27 protein-coding genes are annotated in these 19,272 nt (G+C 31.8%); 22 read left to right on the top strand and 5 right to left on the bottom strand.

The window, feature by feature from the left end; all coding sequences use genetic code 11:
• Positions 1 to 9: 9 nt before the first annotated feature.
• The 16 genes from rpmC to ACXLDF_RS08520 are packed head-to-tail and all read left to right on the top strand — an operon-like array spanning position 10 to position 7,663.
• Positions 10 to 210, top strand: a complete 201-nt coding sequence (gene rpmC, locus ACXLDF_RS08595; RefSeq protein ID WP_457558100.1) for a 50S ribosomal protein L29 — start codon at positions 10 to 12, stop codon at positions 208 to 210.
• On the top strand, positions 200 to 514 hold the full coding sequence (locus tag ACXLDF_RS08590) for a ribonuclease P protein subunit (protein WP_457558099.1): 315 nt from the start codon (positions 200 to 202) through the stop codon (positions 512 to 514). The genes rpmC and ACXLDF_RS08590 overlap by 11 nt, the downstream gene beginning before the upstream one ends.
• A gap of 19 nt (positions 515 to 533) precedes the next feature.
• Positions 534 to 875, top strand: a complete 342-nt coding sequence (locus ACXLDF_RS08585) for a 30S ribosomal protein S17 (protein ID WP_457558098.1) — start codon at positions 534 to 536, stop codon at positions 873 to 875.
• A 3-nt stretch (positions 876 to 878) separates the two neighbouring features.
• On the top strand, positions 879 to 1,307 hold the full coding sequence (locus ACXLDF_RS08580) for a 50S ribosomal protein L14 (protein ID WP_457558097.1): 429 nt from the start codon (positions 879 to 881) through the stop codon (positions 1,305 to 1,307).
• 16 nt (positions 1,308 to 1,323) lie between these two features.
• Positions 1,324 to 1,755 (top strand): 50S ribosomal protein L24, encoded by a 432-nt coding sequence (gene rplX / locus ACXLDF_RS08575; protein WP_457558096.1) that lies wholly within the window; start codon positions 1,324 to 1,326, stop codon positions 1,753 to 1,755.
• Positions 1,756 to 1,758: 3 nt separating this feature from the next.
• Positions 1,759 to 2,520: a 30S ribosomal protein S4e gene (locus ACXLDF_RS08570; RefSeq protein ID WP_457558095.1), complete on the top strand. Its 762-nt coding sequence runs from the start codon at positions 1,759 to 1,761 to the stop codon at positions 2,518 to 2,520.
• A gap of 7 nt (positions 2,521 to 2,527) precedes the next feature.
• Positions 2,528 to 3,097, top strand: a complete 570-nt coding sequence (locus ACXLDF_RS08565) for a 50S ribosomal protein L5 (RefSeq protein ID WP_457558094.1) — start codon at positions 2,528 to 2,530, stop codon at positions 3,095 to 3,097.
• Between the two features lie 16 nt (positions 3,098 to 3,113).
• Complete coding sequence (locus tag ACXLDF_RS08560; RefSeq protein WP_457558093.1) at positions 3,114 to 3,278, top strand: 30S ribosomal protein S14; 165 nt, start codon at positions 3,114 to 3,116, stop codon at positions 3,276 to 3,278.
• Positions 3,279 to 3,300: 22 nt separating this feature from the next.
• Entirely contained in the window at positions 3,301 to 3,690 is a 390-nt protein-coding gene (locus ACXLDF_RS08555; protein ID WP_457558092.1) for a 30S ribosomal protein S8, read from the top strand.
• Positions 3,691 to 3,711: 21 nt separating this feature from the next.
• On the top strand, positions 3,712 to 4,287 hold the full coding sequence (locus ACXLDF_RS08550; RefSeq protein WP_457558091.1) for a 50S ribosomal protein L6: 576 nt from the start codon (positions 3,712 to 3,714) through the stop codon (positions 4,285 to 4,287).
• 14 nt (positions 4,288 to 4,301) lie between these two features.
• Entirely contained in the window at positions 4,302 to 4,799 is a 498-nt protein-coding gene (locus ACXLDF_RS08545; protein WP_457558090.1) for a 50S ribosomal protein L32e, read from the top strand.
• Positions 4,800 to 4,816: 17 nt separating this feature from the next.
• Positions 4,817 to 5,266, top strand: a complete 450-nt coding sequence (locus ACXLDF_RS08540; RefSeq protein WP_457558089.1) for a 50S ribosomal protein L19e — start codon at positions 4,817 to 4,819, stop codon at positions 5,264 to 5,266.
• A 16-nt stretch (positions 5,267 to 5,282) separates the two neighbouring features.
• The gene (locus tag ACXLDF_RS08535) at positions 5,283 to 5,873 is read left to right on the top strand and encodes a 50S ribosomal protein L18 (protein ID WP_457558088.1); all 591 of its coding nucleotides are present in this window, start codon (positions 5,283 to 5,285) and stop codon (positions 5,871 to 5,873) included.
• Positions 5,874 to 5,877: 4 nt separating this feature from the next.
• On the top strand, positions 5,878 to 6,576 hold the full coding sequence (locus tag ACXLDF_RS08530) for a 30S ribosomal protein S5 (protein ID WP_457558087.1): 699 nt from the start codon (positions 5,878 to 5,880) through the stop codon (positions 6,574 to 6,576).
• A gap of 27 nt (positions 6,577 to 6,603) precedes the next feature.
• The gene (locus ACXLDF_RS08525) at positions 6,604 to 7,137 is read left to right on the top strand and encodes a 50S ribosomal protein L30 (protein ID WP_457558086.1); all 534 of its coding nucleotides are present in this window, start codon (positions 6,604 to 6,606) and stop codon (positions 7,135 to 7,137) included.
• A 28-nt stretch (positions 7,138 to 7,165) separates the two neighbouring features.
• A complete protein-coding gene (locus tag ACXLDF_RS08520; protein WP_457558085.1) occupies positions 7,166 to 7,663 on the top strand; it encodes an uL15m family ribosomal protein in 498 nt (165 codons plus the stop codon).
• A gap of 118 nt (positions 7,664 to 7,781) precedes the next feature.
• Here the strand turns inward: ACXLDF_RS08520 and ACXLDF_RS08515 are convergent, their stop codons facing one another.
• The gene (locus tag ACXLDF_RS08515; protein WP_457558084.1) at positions 7,782 to 8,456 is read right to left on the bottom strand and encodes a tetratricopeptide repeat protein; all 675 of its coding nucleotides are present in this window, start codon (positions 8,454 to 8,456) and stop codon (positions 7,782 to 7,784) included.
• Positions 8,457 to 8,756: 300 nt separating this feature from the next.
• Between ACXLDF_RS08515 and ACXLDF_RS08510 the strand changes: the two genes are divergently transcribed.
• The 3 genes from ACXLDF_RS08510 (at position 8,757) to ACXLDF_RS08500 (ending at position 11,179) form a co-directional block, all read left to right on the top strand.
• Complete coding sequence (locus ACXLDF_RS08510) at positions 8,757 to 9,308, top strand: hypothetical protein (protein WP_457558083.1); 552 nt, start codon at positions 8,757 to 8,759, stop codon at positions 9,306 to 9,308.
• Positions 9,295 to 10,131 (top strand): hypothetical protein, encoded by an 837-nt coding sequence (locus tag ACXLDF_RS08505; protein ID WP_457558082.1) that lies wholly within the window; start codon positions 9,295 to 9,297, stop codon positions 10,129 to 10,131. Before ACXLDF_RS08510 ends, ACXLDF_RS08505 begins: the two co-directional genes overlap by 14 nt.
• 127 nt (positions 10,132 to 10,258) lie before the next feature.
• Positions 10,259 to 11,179 carry a GNAT family N-acetyltransferase gene (locus ACXLDF_RS08500; protein WP_457558081.1) on the top strand — a complete coding sequence of 307 codons (921 nt, stop codon included), beginning with the start codon at positions 10,259 to 10,261 and terminating at the stop codon, positions 11,177 to 11,179.
• A 71-nt stretch (positions 11,180 to 11,250) separates the two neighbouring features.
• Here the strand turns inward: ACXLDF_RS08500 and ACXLDF_RS08495 are convergent, their stop codons facing one another.
• Genes ACXLDF_RS08495 through ACXLDF_RS08485 form a run of 3 tightly spaced genes read right to left on the bottom strand, consistent with a single transcriptional unit; the run spans position 11,251 to position 14,087 of the window.
• A complete protein-coding gene (locus ACXLDF_RS08495) occupies positions 11,251 to 12,291 on the bottom strand; it encodes a ketopantoate reductase family protein (protein WP_457558080.1) in 1,041 nt (346 codons plus the stop codon).
• A 50-nt stretch (positions 12,292 to 12,341) separates the two neighbouring features.
• Positions 12,342 to 13,661, bottom strand: a complete 1,320-nt coding sequence (locus ACXLDF_RS08490) for a sugar-binding domain-containing protein (RefSeq protein WP_457558079.1) — start codon at positions 13,659 to 13,661, stop codon at positions 12,342 to 12,344.
• Between the two features lie 12 nt (positions 13,662 to 13,673).
• On the bottom strand, positions 13,674 to 14,087 hold the full coding sequence (locus tag ACXLDF_RS08485; protein WP_457558078.1) for an AbrB/MazE/SpoVT family DNA-binding domain-containing protein: 414 nt from the start codon (positions 14,085 to 14,087) through the stop codon (positions 13,674 to 13,676).
• A 344-nt stretch (positions 14,088 to 14,431) separates the two neighbouring features.
• On the opposite strand from ACXLDF_RS08485, the gene ACXLDF_RS08480 reads away from it, so the two are divergent.
• A complete protein-coding gene (locus tag ACXLDF_RS08480; protein WP_457558077.1) occupies positions 14,432 to 15,049 on the top strand; it encodes a hypothetical protein in 618 nt (205 codons plus the stop codon).
• Positions 15,050 to 15,091: 42 nt separating this feature from the next.
• On the opposite strand, the gene ACXLDF_RS08475 is transcribed toward ACXLDF_RS08480, so the two are convergent.
• Positions 15,092 to 15,964: a shikimate dehydrogenase gene (locus tag ACXLDF_RS08475; protein WP_457558076.1), complete on the bottom strand. Its 873-nt coding sequence runs from the start codon at positions 15,962 to 15,964 to the stop codon at positions 15,092 to 15,094.
• A 216-nt stretch (positions 15,965 to 16,180) separates the two neighbouring features.
• Here ACXLDF_RS08475 and ACXLDF_RS08470 point away from each other — a divergent pair, with 216 nt between their 5' ends.
• Positions 16,181 to 18,088 carry a beta-CASP ribonuclease aCPSF1 gene (locus ACXLDF_RS08470; RefSeq protein WP_457558075.1) on the top strand — a complete coding sequence of 636 codons (1,908 nt, stop codon included), beginning with the start codon at positions 16,181 to 16,183 and terminating at the stop codon, positions 18,086 to 18,088.
• Positions 18,089 to 18,196: 108 nt separating this feature from the next.
• Positions 18,197 to 19,156 (top strand): 4Fe-4S binding protein, encoded by a 960-nt coding sequence (locus ACXLDF_RS08465; protein WP_457558074.1) that lies wholly within the window; start codon positions 18,197 to 18,199, stop codon positions 19,154 to 19,156.
• The last annotated feature ends 116 nt before the right edge of the window (positions 19,157 to 19,272 follow it).

Below are 19,272 nucleotides of genomic sequence, written 5' to 3'. Positions count from 1 at the left end.
GTGAAGTAAATGAAAGTAAAAATCAAAGATATTCGGAGTATGAGTTCCATCGAAAGAGAAAAAAAACTTGAAGACCTACAAAAAGAACTGTTTAAAGTACGTAGTTCAAATGCAATGGGTGGAACGATGCAAGATCCTTCAAAGATTCGTGAACTAAAGAAATCAATTGCTAGAATTTTAACAGTAATCAATGAAAAACATGAGAAATAATCCGGAATGGTTTATTTATTTAGATTTAATTGGTGTGGAATTAGATGCAAAACACAAAACAAATCCAAATTGGAAAGAATTCAAATTTATTGGCAAATGTATTGATGAAACAAAAAATACTGTTATTATCCAACAGCATCAATCCACCAAAATTTTTGTTAAAAAAGAATATATATTTAGAGTTTGGCTTCCTCAAGATGATGGTTCAAAAATTCAACTTGAATTTGATGGAATCAAAATTGTTGGAAAACCAGAGCAACGCATTAAATTAATACGAAAAAAATTACATAAAAAATATCATTAAAAGAATGGAGAGTATGAGATTGACTGAAACACATAATATAGGTATTCCTGATGTTAAGGAGCCTACTCGAATATGTGAAGATCCCAATTGCCCCTTCCACGGTGAATTAAGTCTTCGTGGTCGGATTTTATCTGGTGTTGTGGTATCTACCAAAATGCATGGTACTATTGTAATTCAAAGAGATTATAATTACTATGTACCAAAATATCAGCGGTATGAACGACGACGATCTAAGATTGCAGCTCATCTTCCACCCTGTATTGACGTTCAAGAAGGAGATATGGTGAGAATTGCACAATGCCGGAAATTAGCAAAAACGGTGGATTTTGTTGTTATTGAACGAATAACTAAGGAGGAATAATAAATGGGTGGACGAAGATCTGGACCAAAAACTTCATCAGTTTTTAGGACGAAAATCACACGTGGAATTTCCACTGAAACCATTGTCAAAATTACCGATAACAGTGGGGCAAAACTTGGAAAAGTTATTGCAGTTATTGGCAGAAAAACCCGATTAAACAGATACCCTAACGCTTGTGTTGGGGATATGGTTGTAGTAAGTATCAAAAAAGGAAATCCTGATTTACGTAAAAAAGTTATGAAAGCAGTGATTGTTCGTCAAAAACAAATTATTCATAGAATTGATGGAACAAGAATTCAATTTGAAGATAATGCTGCGGTTTTAGTTACTGATGATGGAGATCCAAAGGGAAGTTCCATCAGTGGCCCAATTGCACGCGAATCTGCAGATTTATGGCCTCGAATTAGTAATGTTGCTAGTCTTATCATATAAGTGTAGGTAGAGAAAAATGGTTAGAGTAAAAAGTAAAAAACCTTCAAAACAAAGAAATGCTCTGCGCAAGATAAAGAATCATCAAGTGAGTAAATTATTTACTGTTCGACTTGATGAAAATTTACAGGCAGAATATGGTGTAAAACGATTACCAGTAAGAAAAAACGATTCTGTTCGGATTATTTCAGGACAATTTGAAGGTATTGAAGGAAAAGTATTAGACATACTAAAAAAAGCCCGTAAAGTTACAATAGAAGAAGCAACACTTCAAAAACGGGATAGTTCCAATTATTTCGTTCCAGTACCCATTTCAAAAATAGTTATAACTAAATTTGGAGAGAAAAAAATGGATCCATGGCGCGAAAAAATGATTGATCGAAAAGAAAAACTCGAGGTTGTTACCTCAACATCTCCAAAAAAAGGAAAATCCAGTAAAGGAGGAAAATAAACTATGGGTAGTAAAGGAAATAAACGTTATTTAAAAAGATTAGCTTCTCCTGGATACTTACAAATTCAGCGTAAAAATCGTAGAGCGGGGAAATTTTTCTTAAAAGTACGACCCGGACCACATCCATTTAATTTTAGCTTGCCTTTAGGTCATATATTTCGCGATCTTTTAAAAACCAGTAATAATATAAAAGAAACAAAATTCATTTTAAATAAAGGTCAAGTGTTCATCGATGGGAAACCTCAAAATGATATTAGATTTCCTGTTGGATTAATGGATGTAGTAGAATTACATGAAATTAACAAAGCTTATCGGGTATTACCGTCACGAAATCATGGACTGATATTAAGCGAAATTACCAAAGAAGAAGCTAAATTCAAATTATGTAAAATTTTAAATATTACAACTTTACGTGGTGGACATTTACAATTAAATCTTCATGATGGGCGAAATATTCGTATTTTAATTGATAATCCAAAAGAAAAGCCATCCATTCCTTATAAAACAGGTGATACTCTAAAAATATCCCTTCCAGATCAAAAGATTCTTGATTATTTTCCACTTGAAAAAGGAAATCAAGCAATGATCTATCAAGGAAAGAACATTGGTGTTTCTGGACAAGTTAAAGAATTAATAAAACGGTTCGGAGTTAATGCTTCTTTGGCTATTATTTCTACTGAACATGGTGAATTAAGTACATCTTATGACTATGTTTTTATTATTGGAAATGATAAGCCTGCAATCGATTTACCATTGGAGGAATGAGATTCAAATGGCACAGACTCAAAAAGAATTTGAACAAAAATGGAAACATCCGATGCAAAAACCTTTCATCAGTAAAGTCGTGGTTAATATTGGCATTGGAAGTTCTGGAGCACAAGAACTTAAGAAAGCTCGTCGAGTATTATTCGAATTAACTGATAAAAAACCATCGACTACAAAAGCAAAGAAAAATGTGAAAGAATGGGCTATTCGGAAAAACCAAGCAATAGGTGCAAGAGTCACTCTTCGGAAAAAAGAAGCTGAAGAATTCTTACAGAAAGTGTTGGTCATTTATGATAATCGAATCTTAAGAAAAGCATTTGATCACAAAGGAAACTTCAGTTTTGGAGTAGATGAACATATTAAAGTCCCTGGAATCAAATATGATCCTGATTTGGGTATCTTTGGTTTTAATGTTTCATGTAAAATTGAGCGTCCGGGACATCGTATCAAATATCGTAAAAAAGATCGCCGAAAAGTTGGTGAACATCATTACGTTTCAAAAGATGAAGCAATGTATTTCATGGAGAAATTTCTCAAAGTGGAAATTGTTGATGTTATGGAGCAACGATTTTATTAGGTGATAGGTGTAAAAAATGTCAGAAAAACGAACATTTTCATTAACAAAAAAAGGAAAAGGAGCCCGGGAATGCCGAAGATGCGGCACACATCGAGGATTAATTCGAAGATATGGATTAGATATATGTCGAAGATGTTTCCGAGAAGTTGCTCCAAAGATGGGATTTAAAAAATATTTTTAGAGGTATGAGGTGAAAACAAAAAATGTTATTAGATCCTTTAGCTGACGCTTGTAGTATTATTAAAAATGCCGAATCAGTATGTAAAAGTACCGTAGTTATACGACCACGTTCAAAAATGATTGGAACTGTTCTTAGGATTTTACAGGCGAATGGATATATTGCAGAATATGAATCTATTAATGATGGTCGAGACGGCAAATTTAAAGTTGAATTACTCGGACGCATTAATAAAATTGGTGTAATAAAACCCCGAAAACCGATAAAAGCTCGAAACATCGAAAATGCAGAGAAACAATATTTACCTGCAATTAACTTTGGAATGCTTCTAATAAGTACAAACCAAGGCGTGATGTCTCATCAAGAAGCAAAAGAAAAACATATCGGTGGAAGGCTAATTGCCTATGTATATTAATACTTATAGGATGGATGTCAAATGAAATATGTAGCAGTTGATGAAGAAGTCAAAATTCCGGATGATATCTCAATAAATTTGAAAGATAAAATTTTGACATTAGAAGGTAAAAAGGGAAAAATTACTAAAGATTTTTCTCATGCAAAGAAAATTGATTTAACCTTAATAGATAAAAATATTTACCTTCATGTAGATTTTCCTCGTAAAAATGATATTGCAAAAATGTATACCATTAAAAATATAATCGGAAACATGATTAAAGGTGTTCAATTGGGATATGAGTATAGAATGAAAATAGTATATAGTCATTTTCCAATAACTGTTGAACCTCCAAAAGGTAATTCTAATGAAATTTTAATACGAAATTTCATTGGCGAACGAGCACCTCGAATAACCAAAAAAATTGGCGAAGTAAAAATAAAAGCTAATAAAGAAGAAGTCATCGTTTCTGGTGTAAGCAAAGAACACGTCGGTCAAACTTGCGCGAACATTCAAAAATTATGTAAAATTCGAGAAAAAGATAAGCGGGTTTTTCAAGACGGTGTTTATGTCTATAAAAAATTAGTTGGTGATGAAGTTCTATGGGAACTTCGATAAAGGAGTGAATCATCATGGTAGAAGATAAATCACGCTTAATGCGAATTCGTAGAATACAAAACAAAAAGCGTCCGAGTTTCCGACGTTATGAATCTTGGCGATACAAAAAATTATCAAAATCTGGATGGCGCAAACAACGTGGGATCGACAATAAAACACGCCGAAAGACAAAAACTGGTGTTAAATCCCCCGAACCTGGTTATCGAAATCCTAAGGCAATTCGTGGACTTCACCCATCAGGATATAAAGATATAAATGTCATCCATACTAAAGATATTGATGAATTGGATCCAAAAATTCATGCTGTTCGGATTAATTCGCGGTTAGGTGCACGAAAACGAATTGCTCTCATTGAATATGCCCAAGAAAAAGGATTTCGGATTTTGAATTTAGGTATTTCAAAGGAAGAACTGATGGAAATTGAGGGTATTGATGAAGAAGAATTAGAAGAAAATGAAGATCTCGATGAAGAAGATTCTGAAGAAGATCAAAAAGAGGATGAAGAAGAATAGAAAAATAGGTGAAAAATATGAATATTAATGCTCAGAAACGATTAGCTGCCGACATTCTCAAATGTGGAATCCATCGAGTATATATCCATCCTGAATATATCGAAGATGTCTTGATGGCTATAACCCGTGAAGATATTAAAAATTTAATTAAAAATAAAATAATTATTAAACGCGCTAAAAAGGGTATTTCCAGATTTCGTGCCAAAGAAAAGAAATTAAAGAAACAAAAAGGGCGCGCTCGCGGGATTGGAAGTCGAAAAGGGAACAAAACTGCTCGTTCTCCCAGTAAACGTAATTGGATTAATCGTATCAGGCCTTTACGCCGTGAACTTAAGAAATTACGAGATACTGAACAAATAGAAATTTCAACATATCGAGAACTTTATTTGAAAGCAAAAGGTGGAACATTTAATTCTGTTACCACATTGCATCGATATATTGATGAACATAAGATGTGGAGAAGTTAAAGAGAAGGTGAATGAAATGGCAAAAGGACCAAAATATCGAGTTCCATTCCGTCGCAGACGAGAAGGGAAAACTAATTATCATCGCAGATTAAGACTCATTCAATCACGTCGTAATCGCTTAGTCGTTCGTTGTTCAAATAAGCATACAATAGTTCAGGTAGTAGAATCAAGAATTGAAGGAGACAAAATCTTAACTCATGTACACACACAACAGCTTGCTAAAGAGTTTAATTGGAAACAAAACCTTGGTAATTTACCTTCATCATATTTAGCGGGGTATTTATGTGGATTACATGCAAAGAAGATAGGAATTTCTGATGCGATTGTTGATGTTGGAATATTAGTGCATGATAATCGGGTTAAAGCAGCAGTTAAAGGCTTTTTAGATACAGGAATCGAAGTTCCTGTTGAAGAAAGTTGGTTTTTCAATGGAATCGAAGAACGAATCAAGGGGGTTCATATTGCAGAATATGCAAAACAATTGAAAAAGGAAAATTCAAGTCTATATAAAAAGAAATTTTCTGCAGTATTAAAGAAAAAGGGTGATCCTACCAAAATTGATTCGGATTTTGAGAAAATTTTGAAAGAAATAGAGAGTAAGGTGTAATTAAATGTCAGAAAATGAATCACGCAAACGAAATCGACCCCCCCGAAGAGGTGCTAGGCGAAATAAACGTCCAATGCAACGGAGAAATCCATTAGATGATTGGGAACCATTAACTCATTTGGGAAAAATGGTTAAGGCGGGACAAATAACTTCAATTGAAGAAATCCTTCGTAATAATTATGTCATCAAAGAAAAGGAAATATTAGATTTCTTAATTCCTAATTTAAAAGAAGAAGTAATTGATATTAAAATGGTGCAAAAACAAACCGATGCAGGGGAACAATCACGGTTTAAATGTTCTGTAGTTGTCGGTAATGAAGATGGATTTGTTGGGTTGTATTCTTCAAAAAACAAAGAAGTAGGTCCTGGAATCCGAAAAGCAATTGCTAAAGCAAAATTGAGCATGATTCCTGTGAAACGCGGATGTGGAAGTTGGGAATGCAATTGTGGAGGAAATCATTCAATTCCTTTTGAAACATCTGGTAAGATGGGAAGTGTAAGAGTTACATTAAAACCTGCACCAAAAGGAACTGGTTTAGCTTGTTCAGATACTGCAAAACTGGTGCTTCGGTTGGCCGGAATAACAGATGTATGGACTGTAACAAAAGGAAATACAAAATCCCGTACAAATATGGCAAAAGCTGTCTTTAATGCTTTAGAAAATATGTATAAAGTAATGACAGCTAAAGATTGGGGGGCTTAAATAAGCCTCTAAATAATGGTGATGATTATGTCAAGTAAAGTTAAAACTACCACTAAATCAACATCTACAAAAAAAGCAAAAATCCCAGAAGAAGAAATTTATTGTATAATTAGGATTCGTGGCGCTCATGGGATGAATCGAAAAATCTTGCATACATTACATTTATTGAATCTTTACCGAGTAAATAGTGCAGTACTAGTTAAAACAACTCCATCTGTTCGAGGAATGATTCAAAAAGTAAAAGATTATGTTGCCTATGGGCCAGTATCGGCCGATAATATTAAAAGATTGCTCGAAAAACGCGCCTTACTTGAAGGTAATAAACCTTTAACTGATCATTTTGTTCGAACTGCAACTGTCTATAAATCCATCCCTGATCTCGCCAATGCAATACATAAAGGAAAAATTACAATAAAAGAAATTAAAGGATTAAAACCCGTCTTTCGACTTCATCCACCAATTGGAGGTTATCCTGGTTCGATCAAAAAACCTATTGGTGCCGGTGGATCATTGGGTAAAGTAGGAGATAAGATCAATATTTATTTACGAAAAATGATCTAAGCATTTCTGGAAAAAGGTGAAAAAAATAATGCCAGTAAAATTTGAAAAAAAAAGCCGGAAACAGCAAGGTAACAGAACTCGAGGCTACGGAACAATTGGTGCTCATCGAGCTAAAGGTCAACGTGGTGGAAGTGGATTAACCACAGGAAAATTCAAGCATAAATGGAGCTTATATCTCAAAATGAAAAAACTTGGTTTTCCAGGTCCTGATGGTGAAAAATGGAAAATTGGAAAGAAAGGGTTTAAGCAACCTCCTCAAGTTCAACGATTAAACCAGACTCGAGCAATAAATTTGAAAGATATTGAAGAAAAACTTCCTACTTGGCTTGAAGCGGGAAAGATCGAACAAAAAGGTGGTAAATATATCATTAATTTAGGCGCTTTAAATTACAATAAATTGCTTGGAAAGGGAAAAGTTACAAAAAATCTTGAAATTTCTGTTGAACGAGCATCAGCATTAGCAGTTGAAAAGATGAAAGAAGCTAAAGCTGTTTTAAAATTAACAGCCCGATCAGAAGAAAGTTAAGTTTCAAGTAATTTTCTTTTTTTCTTTGTTTTTATGCTGGTTATTAAATAATTTATATATGCAATTTAAGATCTTGTAAATTTCTATATTCAGTAAAAAAAATAGAGTCATTATTTGATTATTTCGACATTTCTTCTTCAATATGCTTTAACATTTCTTTAGCATCTGTATCTTCTGGTGAGTATTTCAAATATTTTTCAAGATGTGACTTCGCTACATTCCAATTTTCTTTCATCGCCTCTGCACCAGCCATTACATAGTAAATCGTTGCATAAGATGGATCGATTGATAATATATTTTTTGCGATTTCTAGTGTTTTATCTGGGTTATTCATTCCTAAATGAACCTGTGCAATACGGTGAAGTGTTTCAACTTCTGTTTCTGAACCTGAGAATTGAATTGCTTTATAGTAGGATTTCAGTGCTTCCTCAAATCGTTCCATTTCAAGAAGTGTTTCCCCTACTTCAAAGTGGATAAGTGCATTATCTGGTGATTTTTCTAAGCCCTTTTTAAAATATTTTAATGCTTTTTCAGGTTGTTCTTGTAAATTATAAACAAATCCCAATCCAGCATAACCACTGGCTGAATCAGGTACCATTTCAATGGTTTTTTCATAATATTTAACCGCATCTGTAAAATTCCCTAAATTAGCACAAATATAACCTGCATCAAGTAGAAGTCCTGGGTTTTCAGGTTCTGATTTAAGCATAGGTTTAATTTTTTTGAAAGCTTCATCAAATTTTCCATAAGAAATAAGTTCGAGAACTTTTTGATATTCGTTTTCATCTGGCATAGGTATTGAACGGGATAGAAAATAAAAAAAACTTATGCTTTTCAATAAAAATAATTACAACTCTAAAATTTAAATAAAGTAATTTATTGAATTTCTGATAAAAAATATATATTTTAAGCGTTTTCTAGAATATAAAAATAATTTCTTAAAAGCAAAGAATTATCCAAAAATTGTTTGAAATATATATTTTAATATTAATTAAAGTTTTAAATTAAGACAAATAACCATAATATCAGAAATAAAAATAAAAATATATATTTAAGAAAAAAAATATATATCTAAAATTCTATCATTATTTATATGAATACATACAATACAATTCATCCAAAAGAAAAAGTCGCTCGCGCAAATGAAGAATCTATGATAAATTGGCTCCGAGAAAATGACAATAAATTACCAATAACTATTTATGGCCTTTCAAAATCTATGAAATGGTCTTTTGGAGCAACAAGAGGAACATTATTGCGATTAAATGCTCAACCTGAAGCAAAAATTCATCTTGAAGAAATCTTTGATCCTCAAAAAAAAAAGTTTAAAACACTAATAGCAATTAAAGGAGCACCCTCATTTGATCGTTTAGAAGAAATTAAGTTAGATATTTCGCAGAAAATGAATGAAGTAGGTGTAAAACAAAATTCTTATACAGAAATTCTTGATTTTTCTAAGATATATTATTTCTTAACAAAATTAGATGAAATTGATAGTAATGTTTCAAAAATTGCAACTGAGATAACAGATGTTAATTTGCTTCAAAAATTCTTAGATCTTAATTTTGGTCTTAAACTTGAAGAAAAAGAGCAGTTACTCGAAATTCTCAAAATAATGGAGGATAATTTAAATGTCATTAGATGAAATCCAACGCATATTAGAAGAACGAGCAAAAGCGGATAAAATTAAGAAGAAATCACATCGTAAAAAAAAAGCAACAAAAAAGAAAACTCCACCCATTTCTACTAAAAAAAAACAAGATAAAGCAAGTATAATGCTCCAAATTGGAAATCTTAATGTTCAAATTGATAAAAAAACTCTTGAAACTTTGTTTCAAAAAATTTGGGAATTGGATCTGGCAGAGAATTTTGAACTAGATGATGCAATCTATTCCTATTTTAATTCTTCAAAAGATCGTATACGTTTGAAATTTGATCGAAAATTATTATATCAAAGAATTAGAAATGAATCGTTTTTTCAATTATCTTCTGATCTACGAATTTCTTACTTCGAATTCCGAAAAAATTGGCAACATTTGATTAAACCTTATCCAGAATTAAAAATGTCCAGCCCTAGAAAAGAATTTGTTCAATTGATTAAGAACAATCTAAAATCTCGTTGGGTTCATGAAGATGGAACTCAATTATCTGAAGGAGAATTTCAGATTTTATATCGATTGGAGCGTGAACCAAAAGCAATTGAACGAATAATCGAATATTTAGAAACTCATTGGTTGAATTTCATAGAAAAGAAGGACTTGGAAATATTTATGCGAGAAATTAGGCAAAGTATTACAAAAATAATCAAAGAATCGCTTTTTGATTTAAATAGACAAAAAGAGAAAAAATCTCTAAATTCACATGAAGAATCAAGTAAAGAATCAAATAATAAATTAGTTAATGAATTAGATAATGAAACAAATTTAGATGAGAATAAAATGAATTTAGATGAAAATGAAATAAATTAACGAAAAACGTATTCGCAATTTAAATTTAAATAGCTATATCAGCTCGAACATCATGAAAGAGCAAAATCTCATCAATTATTCTAATTAATTAAAAAAAAAATTAATAGTTTTGATCATTTCTTTACATATGAAGATTGATTACTCAAAAGTAGTATTTCGTAAATTAAAAGCTGAAGATCTTCCCCAAGTTGAAGAAATTTCAAAGGATATTTGGGATGGCCAGGATTATGTTCCCAAAGTTTTTCATGAATGGCTTAAAGATCCAGAAGGATATACATTCGGGCTTTTTTTACCAAACAACTCTGAATTTAAAGAACAAATACTAGAATTGATCGCAATTGGGAGAGTAAAATTCATTAGTAAAGAAATTGCATGGATGGAAGGAGGAAGAGTTAAAAAATCTTACCAACAAAGGGGAATAGGAAAAATTCTAACAGAGCATGCAATTCAAGTAGCAGTAAATCGAGGATCTAAGATTATTCAATATGCAACATATACTGAGAATACAGGATCTATCGCTTTAGCTCTTCGTTTTGGATTTACAACAAAAAATACTATGATTTTTTTAAAAGCTGAAGTAAACAATTTAAAATTAGATTGTGTTGAAATTGATGAAAATTTTTCTAACATCACACCTGATCAAGCATTTAAATTTGCAGCATATAGATTAAAAGAAAAACCTGATGATATTAATACTGGATTTTCATATTTTCCAAATCAACTTCGATTTTTTCAAAAATTTGGAAAAGATTTTCATTGGTATGCAAATGATAAAGCACTTTTACGTGTTGAATACTATAACTCATCAGATAATCAAGATGGTCCACAAAAATTAAAAATGTGGTGCACACTCTACGGAGAGCCAAAAAAAGCATATCAACTTTTAATTTCCTACCTAAATATCAAACATTTTCAGCCAGATAAATCTCTGGAAGGTGTGGAATTATTTACAACTAAAGAAATTGCAGAAATTGTTCTTCAATTTGGTTTTCAATACTATGAAGATCATGAAACTGGTGTTCTTTTATTTGAAAAAAAGATTGATTGAACAAATTTCAATCTTTTATTGTTTTTTTTGCATTTTTCAATCAGGGCGAATAAGTGCAAATAAGTTTTTAATTAATTCTTAATCAATTCTAAGAAATCATCAAAATTTGCCTTACTTATTTCTCTTTTTCCTGCTTCTATTTCTTTGATTATTTTTATCATTAAACTATTTACTGGTGTGGGTACGTGGTGTTTCTTGCCTTGGTTAACGATATAACCATTTAAATAATCGATTTCAGTTTTCTTTCCCCGCTCAAGGCTTTGTAAACTTGAAGATTTCAATTTTCTATATTTTAACCCAATGATTCGAATTAAAAGGTGACGGCGTAATTCGGCAAAGATCCCATTTCCTTTGAGAAATTCATAATAATTGAGTTTTCCCCCATAAATTTCTACTTTTAAATCCATAGCTTTTGCCACTGTAATACTTTCTCGTATAATTTCAATAAAAATACGACGAACTTGTTTAGACGCCAGCATTTCACCCAAATATAATCCACATACTGCACCCAAAGAAGTAATGCATGAATTAATTATTAATTTAGAATATAATGTTCCATAAATATTCTGAGAAATATAACAAGGATTAACCACAGAGAGGATTTCTTGAACTTTCTCCACGCGCTTGTCTATTGAATTGTCCAGATTACCAATTACAAATTCTCCAAGAGATGTCATCTCAACAATACCTGGTGAATGCATTGTTGCACCCCATCCTACTATACATCCAATAACACGGGTTTGTCCGACCATTTCAGCAACCATATCTTCACATATTCCGTTTTCTAAAGTTATTATTGCCGAATTACTGTGCATGAATGGTTCTACTGCACGCACTGCTTCTTTTAAATCGGTTGCCTTTACAGTCATAAATATCAAATCATATTTTCCTTCTATATTTGCCATGTTTGGAAATGCAGGAATTTTGATTTGAAATTGATCACGTGGGCTCAAAACTTGGATTCCTTCAGTTTGGATTTTAGCAGCCAATTCTTCATGTTTTGTAATTAAATCAACATGATAACCAGTATGAGTTAAGAATCCTGCACAAACACCGCCTATGGCACCTGCTCCTACGATTAAAAGTCGAGGGTTTTCAAAATCAGATTCCATCAAATTTATTACCTCTGTTAACAAATTATGATTTTTTACTTTGAGCTTAATTAAGTATTAAAATAATTATCCCACTTTTCAATCCCGAACATTCCTCTCGCTAACATATATCTACTCGGATCTAACCTATTTGTGAATAATTTCTGAATATCTTCAAAATCTTTCCGTAATTTACTTTCTGATATGTCAATGTTAGGATTAATACTGTAAAATGCTAAAGCGGGTAAAAATGTAATTGAATTTGCGAATAAATTAAAATATTGCTGCTTTTCCAATAATGAAAGAGAAATTATGGGAATATCATTAATTACAAGAATTCCAATACGTGAAGCTAATTCAATTATTGTTCTATCAAAGACACCTTGATTTGGACGAATAATGTTATAACCCTTTTCTTTAATCTCCAAAAGCATATCATGAATTTTTTGAGCGGGAACGGCATATCCATATTCAGGAAGATCAACTGGAAAAATAGTTCCTTTTAGATTTATTTCTTTACTATTTAAAATGATACTATTTTCTGAAACTTCAATTTCTCGTACACCGATTACATCTTCAATATTAAAAATTTCTCCTAATTCATCATTAAAGCAAGTAATTTTAAAATTATACAAATTTGGCGAATCTGGTGTCCATAAATCCAAATTGCTTCCATCAATATGAATTAGAGTCTTTGATAATCTACTATTTTGCTTTAGGATTTCGATATCTTTCTCAATGTCAACGACTGGAACATAATCTCTGCTTATTATAATTGAAATTTTACCTTTTATATCAAAATTTGTACGGTTTCTTAGATAAAGACTTAAAGTTAATTCTGCATTACGAATTTTTTTGTTAGAATCATTGAAATTCAAAATTGTTTCAATACTTCTTTCTTCAATGATGATATATTCATGGGAAATTATTTTTACATCTTTGAAAATTCCACCATATGATTGAACATCAGGAATAAACGGAAATCTCGTTGTAGAATTTGAATTGTCAACTCGTACAGCTAAAAAATGATCTCGATCATCAATGAATTCGGATATATCTATTTCAAAAGGAAGGAATCCGCTTGAAAATGAACCTATTTCTTTACCATCAATATAAATTTTGGCGGAATGAGCCACTCCATCAAAAACTAAATATGTAGGATGATCATGACATTGAGGAGGAACTCGAAAGATTCTCCAATACCAAGCAATACCTGAATAATTTGCAAATTCTTTCCATGTTGAACGATTCCAGCAACTTGGAACAATTATTCGCGTCTTTTCTTCCAGATATGGCTGGTTTTCTTGCATCATCCATTCTTGTATGATCCCTAAATCATCAGGATCAGGGCAAAATCTCCAGATCCCATGAAGATAGCGTTCTACTGGCACAGATTTTCCTCTCTATGATTTCATTGGTAATTCGATGGTGACTTTTTTTGCACCACCTTTTTCAATGATCATTTTTTTAAATTCTTCCAAAGATATATTAGGAAATGGAGAGATTACATTCCATTCCGCTTCTTGGCCTTTTTTTATCACTACTTCTTGACCATACAACAAAGAAAGGTTTAAATCACCGAAAACTTTTGCAACTTGACCTAAAGCACCTGGTTCATCTTGAATAATAATACGTATTTTTATAAATGTTTGATTTTCTTCACTAAAAGGTAAAGGAATAATACGTAATTCATTCTCTTCTGGATTGGAAATCAGCATTATATGTGAATTTTCTTTCAAACCTAATCCTTTGCGCATTGAACGTGGAATAACAATACGGCCCCGGGAATCTATTTTTAATATTTCAGTTTCTTTCATTTATGTCCCTCATTAAGTCGAGCAGAAATAAAGGTGAGTAAAAATGGGTTAAAGAACCTTAAAAAGCTTATGCTTTTTCCATTCAGTCGAGAATATTTTAGGTAGAAATTCTTCTCTGGGTGAATTTCTTTATTCAAAGATACCAAATTACTAAATAATTGTTCAATGTTTCAGACACTCTTTTATTTTCTTAGAACCATTGAATTTTAAAATTTAACATTTTTCCCACAAATTAAAAATTGATCTGAAAATCACGTTCTTAAGCACATTTTTTTATGGTATATCCGTCAATAATATAATGTAGAAAAATAATCATAGTATCAAAGCAGAAAAAAGTGAGTCTTATGACTGAAGATTTAAAAAAAGAAATTCGTCAATTAATTATGTTGGTCTCTTCAATCCGTTCACAAGACCAAGACCATTGGGAAAGCCATACGGAGTTTACAAATGAAGTAATTGATTATATTAGAAAAATCGAGAAAAATATGAATGAAGATTGGGGAAAAATCAACAACAGTTTGAATTCATTAAGAAGAACGGTAGAAGAATCTTTAGATTCATTATTAACAGGAATAAAACCAGATAGTATTATTGAAACTTCGAAAGCATTACAGGATATTCAAAATACCATGGGAAAAAGTATTCAAGCCATCAATTTAGAAAACATTATGCGCGAACTTCAAATGTTATCTGGAGGAGAAATCTCACTTTCAGGTGGAAAGCGGAAAAAATCGAAAGGAGGTAAGAAAACGCAGATTTCTTCAGGAATCTCCTCTTCTTATTCAGTAGCTGATGATGAGGAAGAAGATGAAGATGAAAACGATGATGGACTGACCAAAGAAGAACGGGATCAAATTATAAGTGTCTATGGTTATGTGCCCGAACATTTGAAAAAGAAGCAGAAAAAGAAGGATAAAAAAGAACCACATCTTCTTAAACCGAGTGATTTCTTTGGAATGTAATTCGTTACTTTAAATATTTACTTTTTTTCCAAGAATAAATATTCAATGCTTTAAAAATTGAATGATCATTTCCTTCATCAATTCCTTATCTGCTTTTTGATTTGTCCACCATTCAAATGCTAAAGCACCTTGGTTGGTCAACATTTCTATTCCATTTAATATTCTACAACCGATTTCTTCTGCATCTTTCAAAAGTCTACTTTTTATCGGTATATATATTGCATCAAAAACTGCAGTATGTGGTTTTAACCATTGTTTTAAAATCGGACTTTGTTCTTTCTTAGGATACATTCCAACAGGTGTTGTATTTATTATCAAATCTGTATTTTCAATTCTTTTCTTAACTTTTTCATGTTCATCGAAAAGTAATCCTGATATATTCCCAGTTTGGTCCTTGATTGTCGTATTTATCCTAATTTCCTTTAAAAAATTTGATAATCGGCTCTGTGATCGGTTTATAATGCAAATATTCTTGGAATATTCAAATACATAATAAAATATTGCCCGCGCTGTCCCACCTGCACCTAAGATTGTAATTTTCTTGTGTTTCAATGGAAAATCGTGATCAATCAAACTTTGTAGCGCACCTTCTCCATCAGTATTTTTTCCAATAAGTTTATGATCAACAATTTTTACCGTGTTTACTGCACCAATTTTCTGGGCATGTGGTTCAATTTCATCCAATAGAGGTAAAATATTCACTTTATGAGGAATTGTTACATTGAATCCTCGAAAGGAAGAATATTTCAATCCAAAAACCACTTGTTTTAAATTAATTTGGGAAACTTGTATTGGAATGTATATCCAATCTAAATTTTGGGTATTAAAAACTGCATTATGCATAATTGGAGATAATACATGCTCGATAGGATCACCAATAATTCCAACTATTTGAGTAGTTCCACTTATTTCCATATCTTAACCTCTTGTTTAAACACAAAAAAGTTTTTATGTTTGCACTCCTTGTACAACTTGTCTTCTTTTTAGAGAAGTTTGTAAATGCTTACTGCAAATTTGGTTGTTTGCAGAAATGTTATAATTATTCTAATTGTTATTTATGCTCCTAATAATACTAATAGATATAATAAAAAACAAGATAAAGCAGTTATTTAATACAACAAGTGAAATTTTATGAGTACTGAAGAAGCATTGGAAAAAATGAAGCAAGATATTTTTAATTCTCTTCCTAAATCCGCTAAAATAACTGAAGTTCAATTTGAAGGACCTGAAATCAGTATATACAGTCGAAGTGTAGATTTTATTGGTGATGATCGCGAGGAAATTCGAAATCTTGTCAAAAAATTACGAAAACGAATTGTAGTTCGAAGTGACCCTGAGATTCGAATGATTAATGATGAAACAGTAGCTTTTATACAAAAAACAATTCCTGAAGAAGCTGAAGTAACCAAAATTATGTTTAATGAAAACTTAGGGGAAGTAATTATTGAAGCTAAAAAACCCGGAGTGGCAATTGGAAAATCAGGAACAAATCTTAAAACTATAAAAAAAGAAACATTGTGGTTACCTCAAGTTATTCGAACACCTCCTATTGAATCACGAACTGTTGCATTAGTTCGTTCGATGTTACAAAAAGAACGACAAGAACAAAAGGAAATTTTCCGTAAAATTGGTTGGCGTATTCATCGCCCTCTGGTAAAAAATGATTTTCACATAAAAATGACTTGTTTGGGTAGTTTTCGTGAAGTTGGGCGTTCATCCATTCTGATTGAAACTAATGAGAGCAATATTCTGCTTGATTGTGGATTAAATGTAGGAAATTCAGATGATTTGTTTCCATATTTAGATGTAGGAACTTTTAAAATTGAAGATCTTGATGCAGTAATACTTAGTCATGCCCATTTAGATCATAGTGGTTTAATTCCTTTTCTATTCAAATATGGATATGATGGTCCAGTATATACAACTGAACCTACTATGCATCTATCGACCATGCTTCAATTAGATTATGTTAATATTTGCGCTCGTGAAGGACGACCTGCGCCATATTCAAAGAATGATATTAAAAAAGCAATACTTCATACTTATACCCTGGAATGGGGAAAAGTTACTGATATCACTCCAGATATTAAACTCACACTCCATAATGCAGGTCATATCTTGGGTTCGTCAATGATTCATTTGCATTTTGGTAATGGGGAACATAATTTGGTTTTTACAGGAGACTATAAATTCCAACGCACTCGTTTATTAGAAGCGGCTTCATGTAAATTTCCCCGACTTGAAACTCTAATTACTGAGTCGACTTATGGTGGTGTTCAAGATATTATGCCGAGTCGACATGAATCTGAGAAAATGCTTATACAAATTCTAAATAATACTATTAGAAGTGGAGGAAAAGTTCTCATCCCTGTGTTGGCTGTTGGGCGAGCACAAGAAATTATGGTAGTATTGGAAGATTTCATGTCTCGAAAAATGGTTGACCAAGTTCCCATATATGTAGATGGAATGATTTCTGAAGCTACTGCAATCCACACAACTCATCCTGATTATCTTAATTCAGAATTGCGAGAAAAAATATTCCATCAAGGAAAAAATCCATTTACATCTGAAATATTTACTCAAGTTGATGGATATCAAGCACGTGATGACATTATTGCTGGTGGTCCTTGCATCATTATGGCCACAAGTGGTATGTTACAAGGCGGACCTTCTGTTCAGTACTTGAAAGGAATTGCAGAAGATCCTAATAGTGCGATTATATTTGCAAGTTATCAAGTTGAAGGAACACTTGGACGGAGAATTCAAAAAGGTTATCGCGAATTTCAAGCAGTATCTTCTACTGGTAAAACCACACCGGTTAAGATTAAACTTAATGTACACACTATTGAAGGCTTTTCTGGACATAGTAATCGTTCTCAAATAATTTCGTTTATTCGAAAAGTTAAACCTCGACCTGAACGTGTAATTACACTTCACGGAGAATCGTCAAAATGTATGGGTTTAGCTTCTGTAATTCATAAGCGATTAAAAAGTGAAACACGATCTCCAGTCAATATGGAGACAATCCTTTTGAAATGATAATCAGAAGATCCATTGATCAAAATTAAGTTACTTTTTTTTTGAAATCATCACTTTTCGTACAAAAAACCTTTTTTTAATTCATTCTTTTTCACAACTGAATATTAGATGAGCACCTCATTATCTACTGAAAAATCAAAAGGATTACCCGTTATTAAAATCAGTCGGACGGTTATCCAATTTTTATCCTTTTTCTTAGTCAATTATGCTATTTTGGAATTTATTTTCAAAACTGATTTTTCTGCAATTCAAGATTTACTTCATGTTTTACCCTTTTTACATTCTGCTGATAGTGCTTGGACTGCAGGAGCTGGTCTACTTGAATATGTTTTCCATACAATTATTGATGGAAAAGTGCCTTATCTATTTTTAGGATTAATTGGGGCATTTGGTCTCTTTACAGGGCGAATTTTCTGTGGTTGGATGTGCCCAACTGGATTTATTCAAGATCTTTTAGGGGGAATTGCGAATGAAAATAATCGCTTTTCACTTAATACTGACCGCGCTTTGAAAAAGGTAAAAGGTTTTGTCTTATTTATTTTATTTGCTTTACTTATTCCTTTAGGATATTATTATACAAATAATCCAAAGAACTATTCCGATTATTCTAAAGCATTGGGACTCTTTGCAATTAATCCTGTTGGTCCTTTTTCATTTTCTGAATTTTTCTTTGTTACATTTCCTGATATAATTAAAAGTATTGTTGATAATGCTGCTGTGGATCAACTTTTTACTCCAGAGAATAGAGTTCGAACAATTATTTTCTTTGTTTATTTGATAATTTTAGGATTTTCTATTTATTATCCTCGATTTTACTGTAAATATCTTTGTCCTTATGGTGCAGCAATTAAACAAATTTCAAAATATAGTTTTCTGAAATTGAAACGTTTACCAACACGCTGTCCTGGTCGAAAAGAATGTGGAATTTGTGAACAGGTTTGTCCAATGCAAGTTCGAATTCTCGATGAAGGGTTTGATGGATTTACTGGAAATGGTGAATGTATTCTTTGTCTTGAATGTATGGAACATTGCCCTCATGATGCTATAAAATTCGCTAAACCATTTTAATATTTAAATTATTATTTAAATTCCAAATCATTGGCTTTTTTATTTATCTTTTATTTAATTTACCTTCACACTATTAAAATACAATATCAAAATATCAGGAAAATTTTAGGATTATT

Source organism: Candidatus Harpocratesius sp. (assembly GCF_054039255.1).
The sequence above is the reverse complement of the archived record's forward strand: the minus strand, read 5'-3'. Positions and strand labels throughout refer to the sequence as shown.

Bases quoted from the DNA above. Each gene is read 5' to 3' on its own strand.
- ACXLDF_RS08510 (WP_457558083.1), top strand. From the start codon at position 8,757: ATGAATACATACAATACAATTCATCCAAAAGAAAAAGTCGCTCGCGCA.
- ACXLDF_RS08530 (WP_457558087.1), top strand. From the start codon at position 5,878: ATGTCAGAAAATGAATCACGCAAACGAAATCGACCCCCCCGAAGAGGT.
- ACXLDF_RS08485 (WP_457558078.1), bottom strand. From the start codon at position 14,087: ATGAAAGAAACTGAAATATTAAAAATAGATTCCCGGGGCCGTATTGTT.
- ACXLDF_RS08495 (WP_457558080.1), bottom strand. From the start codon at position 12,291: ATGGAATCTGATTTTGAAAACCCTCGACTTTTAATCGTAGGAGCAGGT.
- ACXLDF_RS08565 (WP_457558094.1), top strand. From the start codon at position 2,528: ATGGCACAGACTCAAAAAGAATTTGAACAAAAATGGAAACATCCGATG.
- ACXLDF_RS08580 (WP_457558097.1), top strand. From the start codon at position 879: ATGGGTGGACGAAGATCTGGACCAAAAACTTCATCAGTTTTTAGGACG.
- ACXLDF_RS08570 (WP_457558095.1), top strand. From the start codon at position 1,759: ATGGGTAGTAAAGGAAATAAACGTTATTTAAAAAGATTAGCTTCTCCT.
- ACXLDF_RS08515 (WP_457558084.1), bottom strand. From the start codon at position 8,456: ATGCCAGATGAAAACGAATATCAAAAAGTTCTCGAACTTATTTCTTAT.
- rplX (WP_457558096.1), top strand. From the start codon at position 1,324: ATGGTTAGAGTAAAAAGTAAAAAACCTTCAAAACAAAGAAATGCTCTG.
- ACXLDF_RS08555 (WP_457558092.1), top strand. From the start codon at position 3,301: ATGTTATTAGATCCTTTAGCTGACGCTTGTAGTATTATTAAAAATGCC.
- ACXLDF_RS08520 (WP_457558085.1), top strand. From the start codon at position 7,166: ATGCCAGTAAAATTTGAAAAAAAAAGCCGGAAACAGCAAGGTAACAGA.
- ACXLDF_RS08500 (WP_457558081.1), top strand. From the start codon at position 10,259: ATGAAGATTGATTACTCAAAAGTAGTATTTCGTAAATTAAAAGCTGAA.
- rpmC (WP_457558100.1), top strand. From the start codon at position 10: ATGAAAGTAAAAATCAAAGATATTCGGAGTATGAGTTCCATCGAAAGA.
- ACXLDF_RS08505 (WP_457558082.1), top strand. From the start codon at position 9,295: ATGTCATTAGATGAAATCCAACGCATATTAGAAGAACGAGCAAAAGCG.
- ACXLDF_RS08475 (WP_457558076.1), bottom strand. From the start codon at position 15,964: ATGGAAATAAGTGGAACTACTCAAATAGTTGGAATTATTGGTGATCCT.
- ACXLDF_RS08545 (WP_457558090.1), top strand. From the start codon at position 4,302: ATGGTAGAAGATAAATCACGCTTAATGCGAATTCGTAGAATACAAAAC.
- ACXLDF_RS08560 (WP_457558093.1), top strand. From the start codon at position 3,114: ATGTCAGAAAAACGAACATTTTCATTAACAAAAAAAGGAAAAGGAGCC.
- ACXLDF_RS08465 (WP_457558074.1), top strand. From the start codon at position 18,197: ATGAGCACCTCATTATCTACTGAAAAATCAAAAGGATTACCCGTTATT.
- ACXLDF_RS08550 (WP_457558091.1), top strand. From the start codon at position 3,712: ATGAAATATGTAGCAGTTGATGAAGAAGTCAAAATTCCGGATGATATC.
- ACXLDF_RS08535 (WP_457558088.1), top strand. From the start codon at position 5,283: ATGGCAAAAGGACCAAAATATCGAGTTCCATTCCGTCGCAGACGAGAA.
- ACXLDF_RS08470 (WP_457558075.1), top strand. From the start codon at position 16,181: ATGAGTACTGAAGAAGCATTGGAAAAAATGAAGCAAGATATTTTTAAT.
- ACXLDF_RS08540 (WP_457558089.1), top strand. From the start codon at position 4,817: ATGAATATTAATGCTCAGAAACGATTAGCTGCCGACATTCTCAAATGT.
- ACXLDF_RS08525 (WP_457558086.1), top strand. From the start codon at position 6,604: ATGTCAAGTAAAGTTAAAACTACCACTAAATCAACATCTACAAAAAAA.
- ACXLDF_RS08480 (WP_457558077.1), top strand. From the start codon at position 14,432: ATGACTGAAGATTTAAAAAAAGAAATTCGTCAATTAATTATGTTGGTC.
- ACXLDF_RS08590 (WP_457558099.1), top strand. From the start codon at position 200: ATGAGAAATAATCCGGAATGGTTTATTTATTTAGATTTAATTGGTGTG.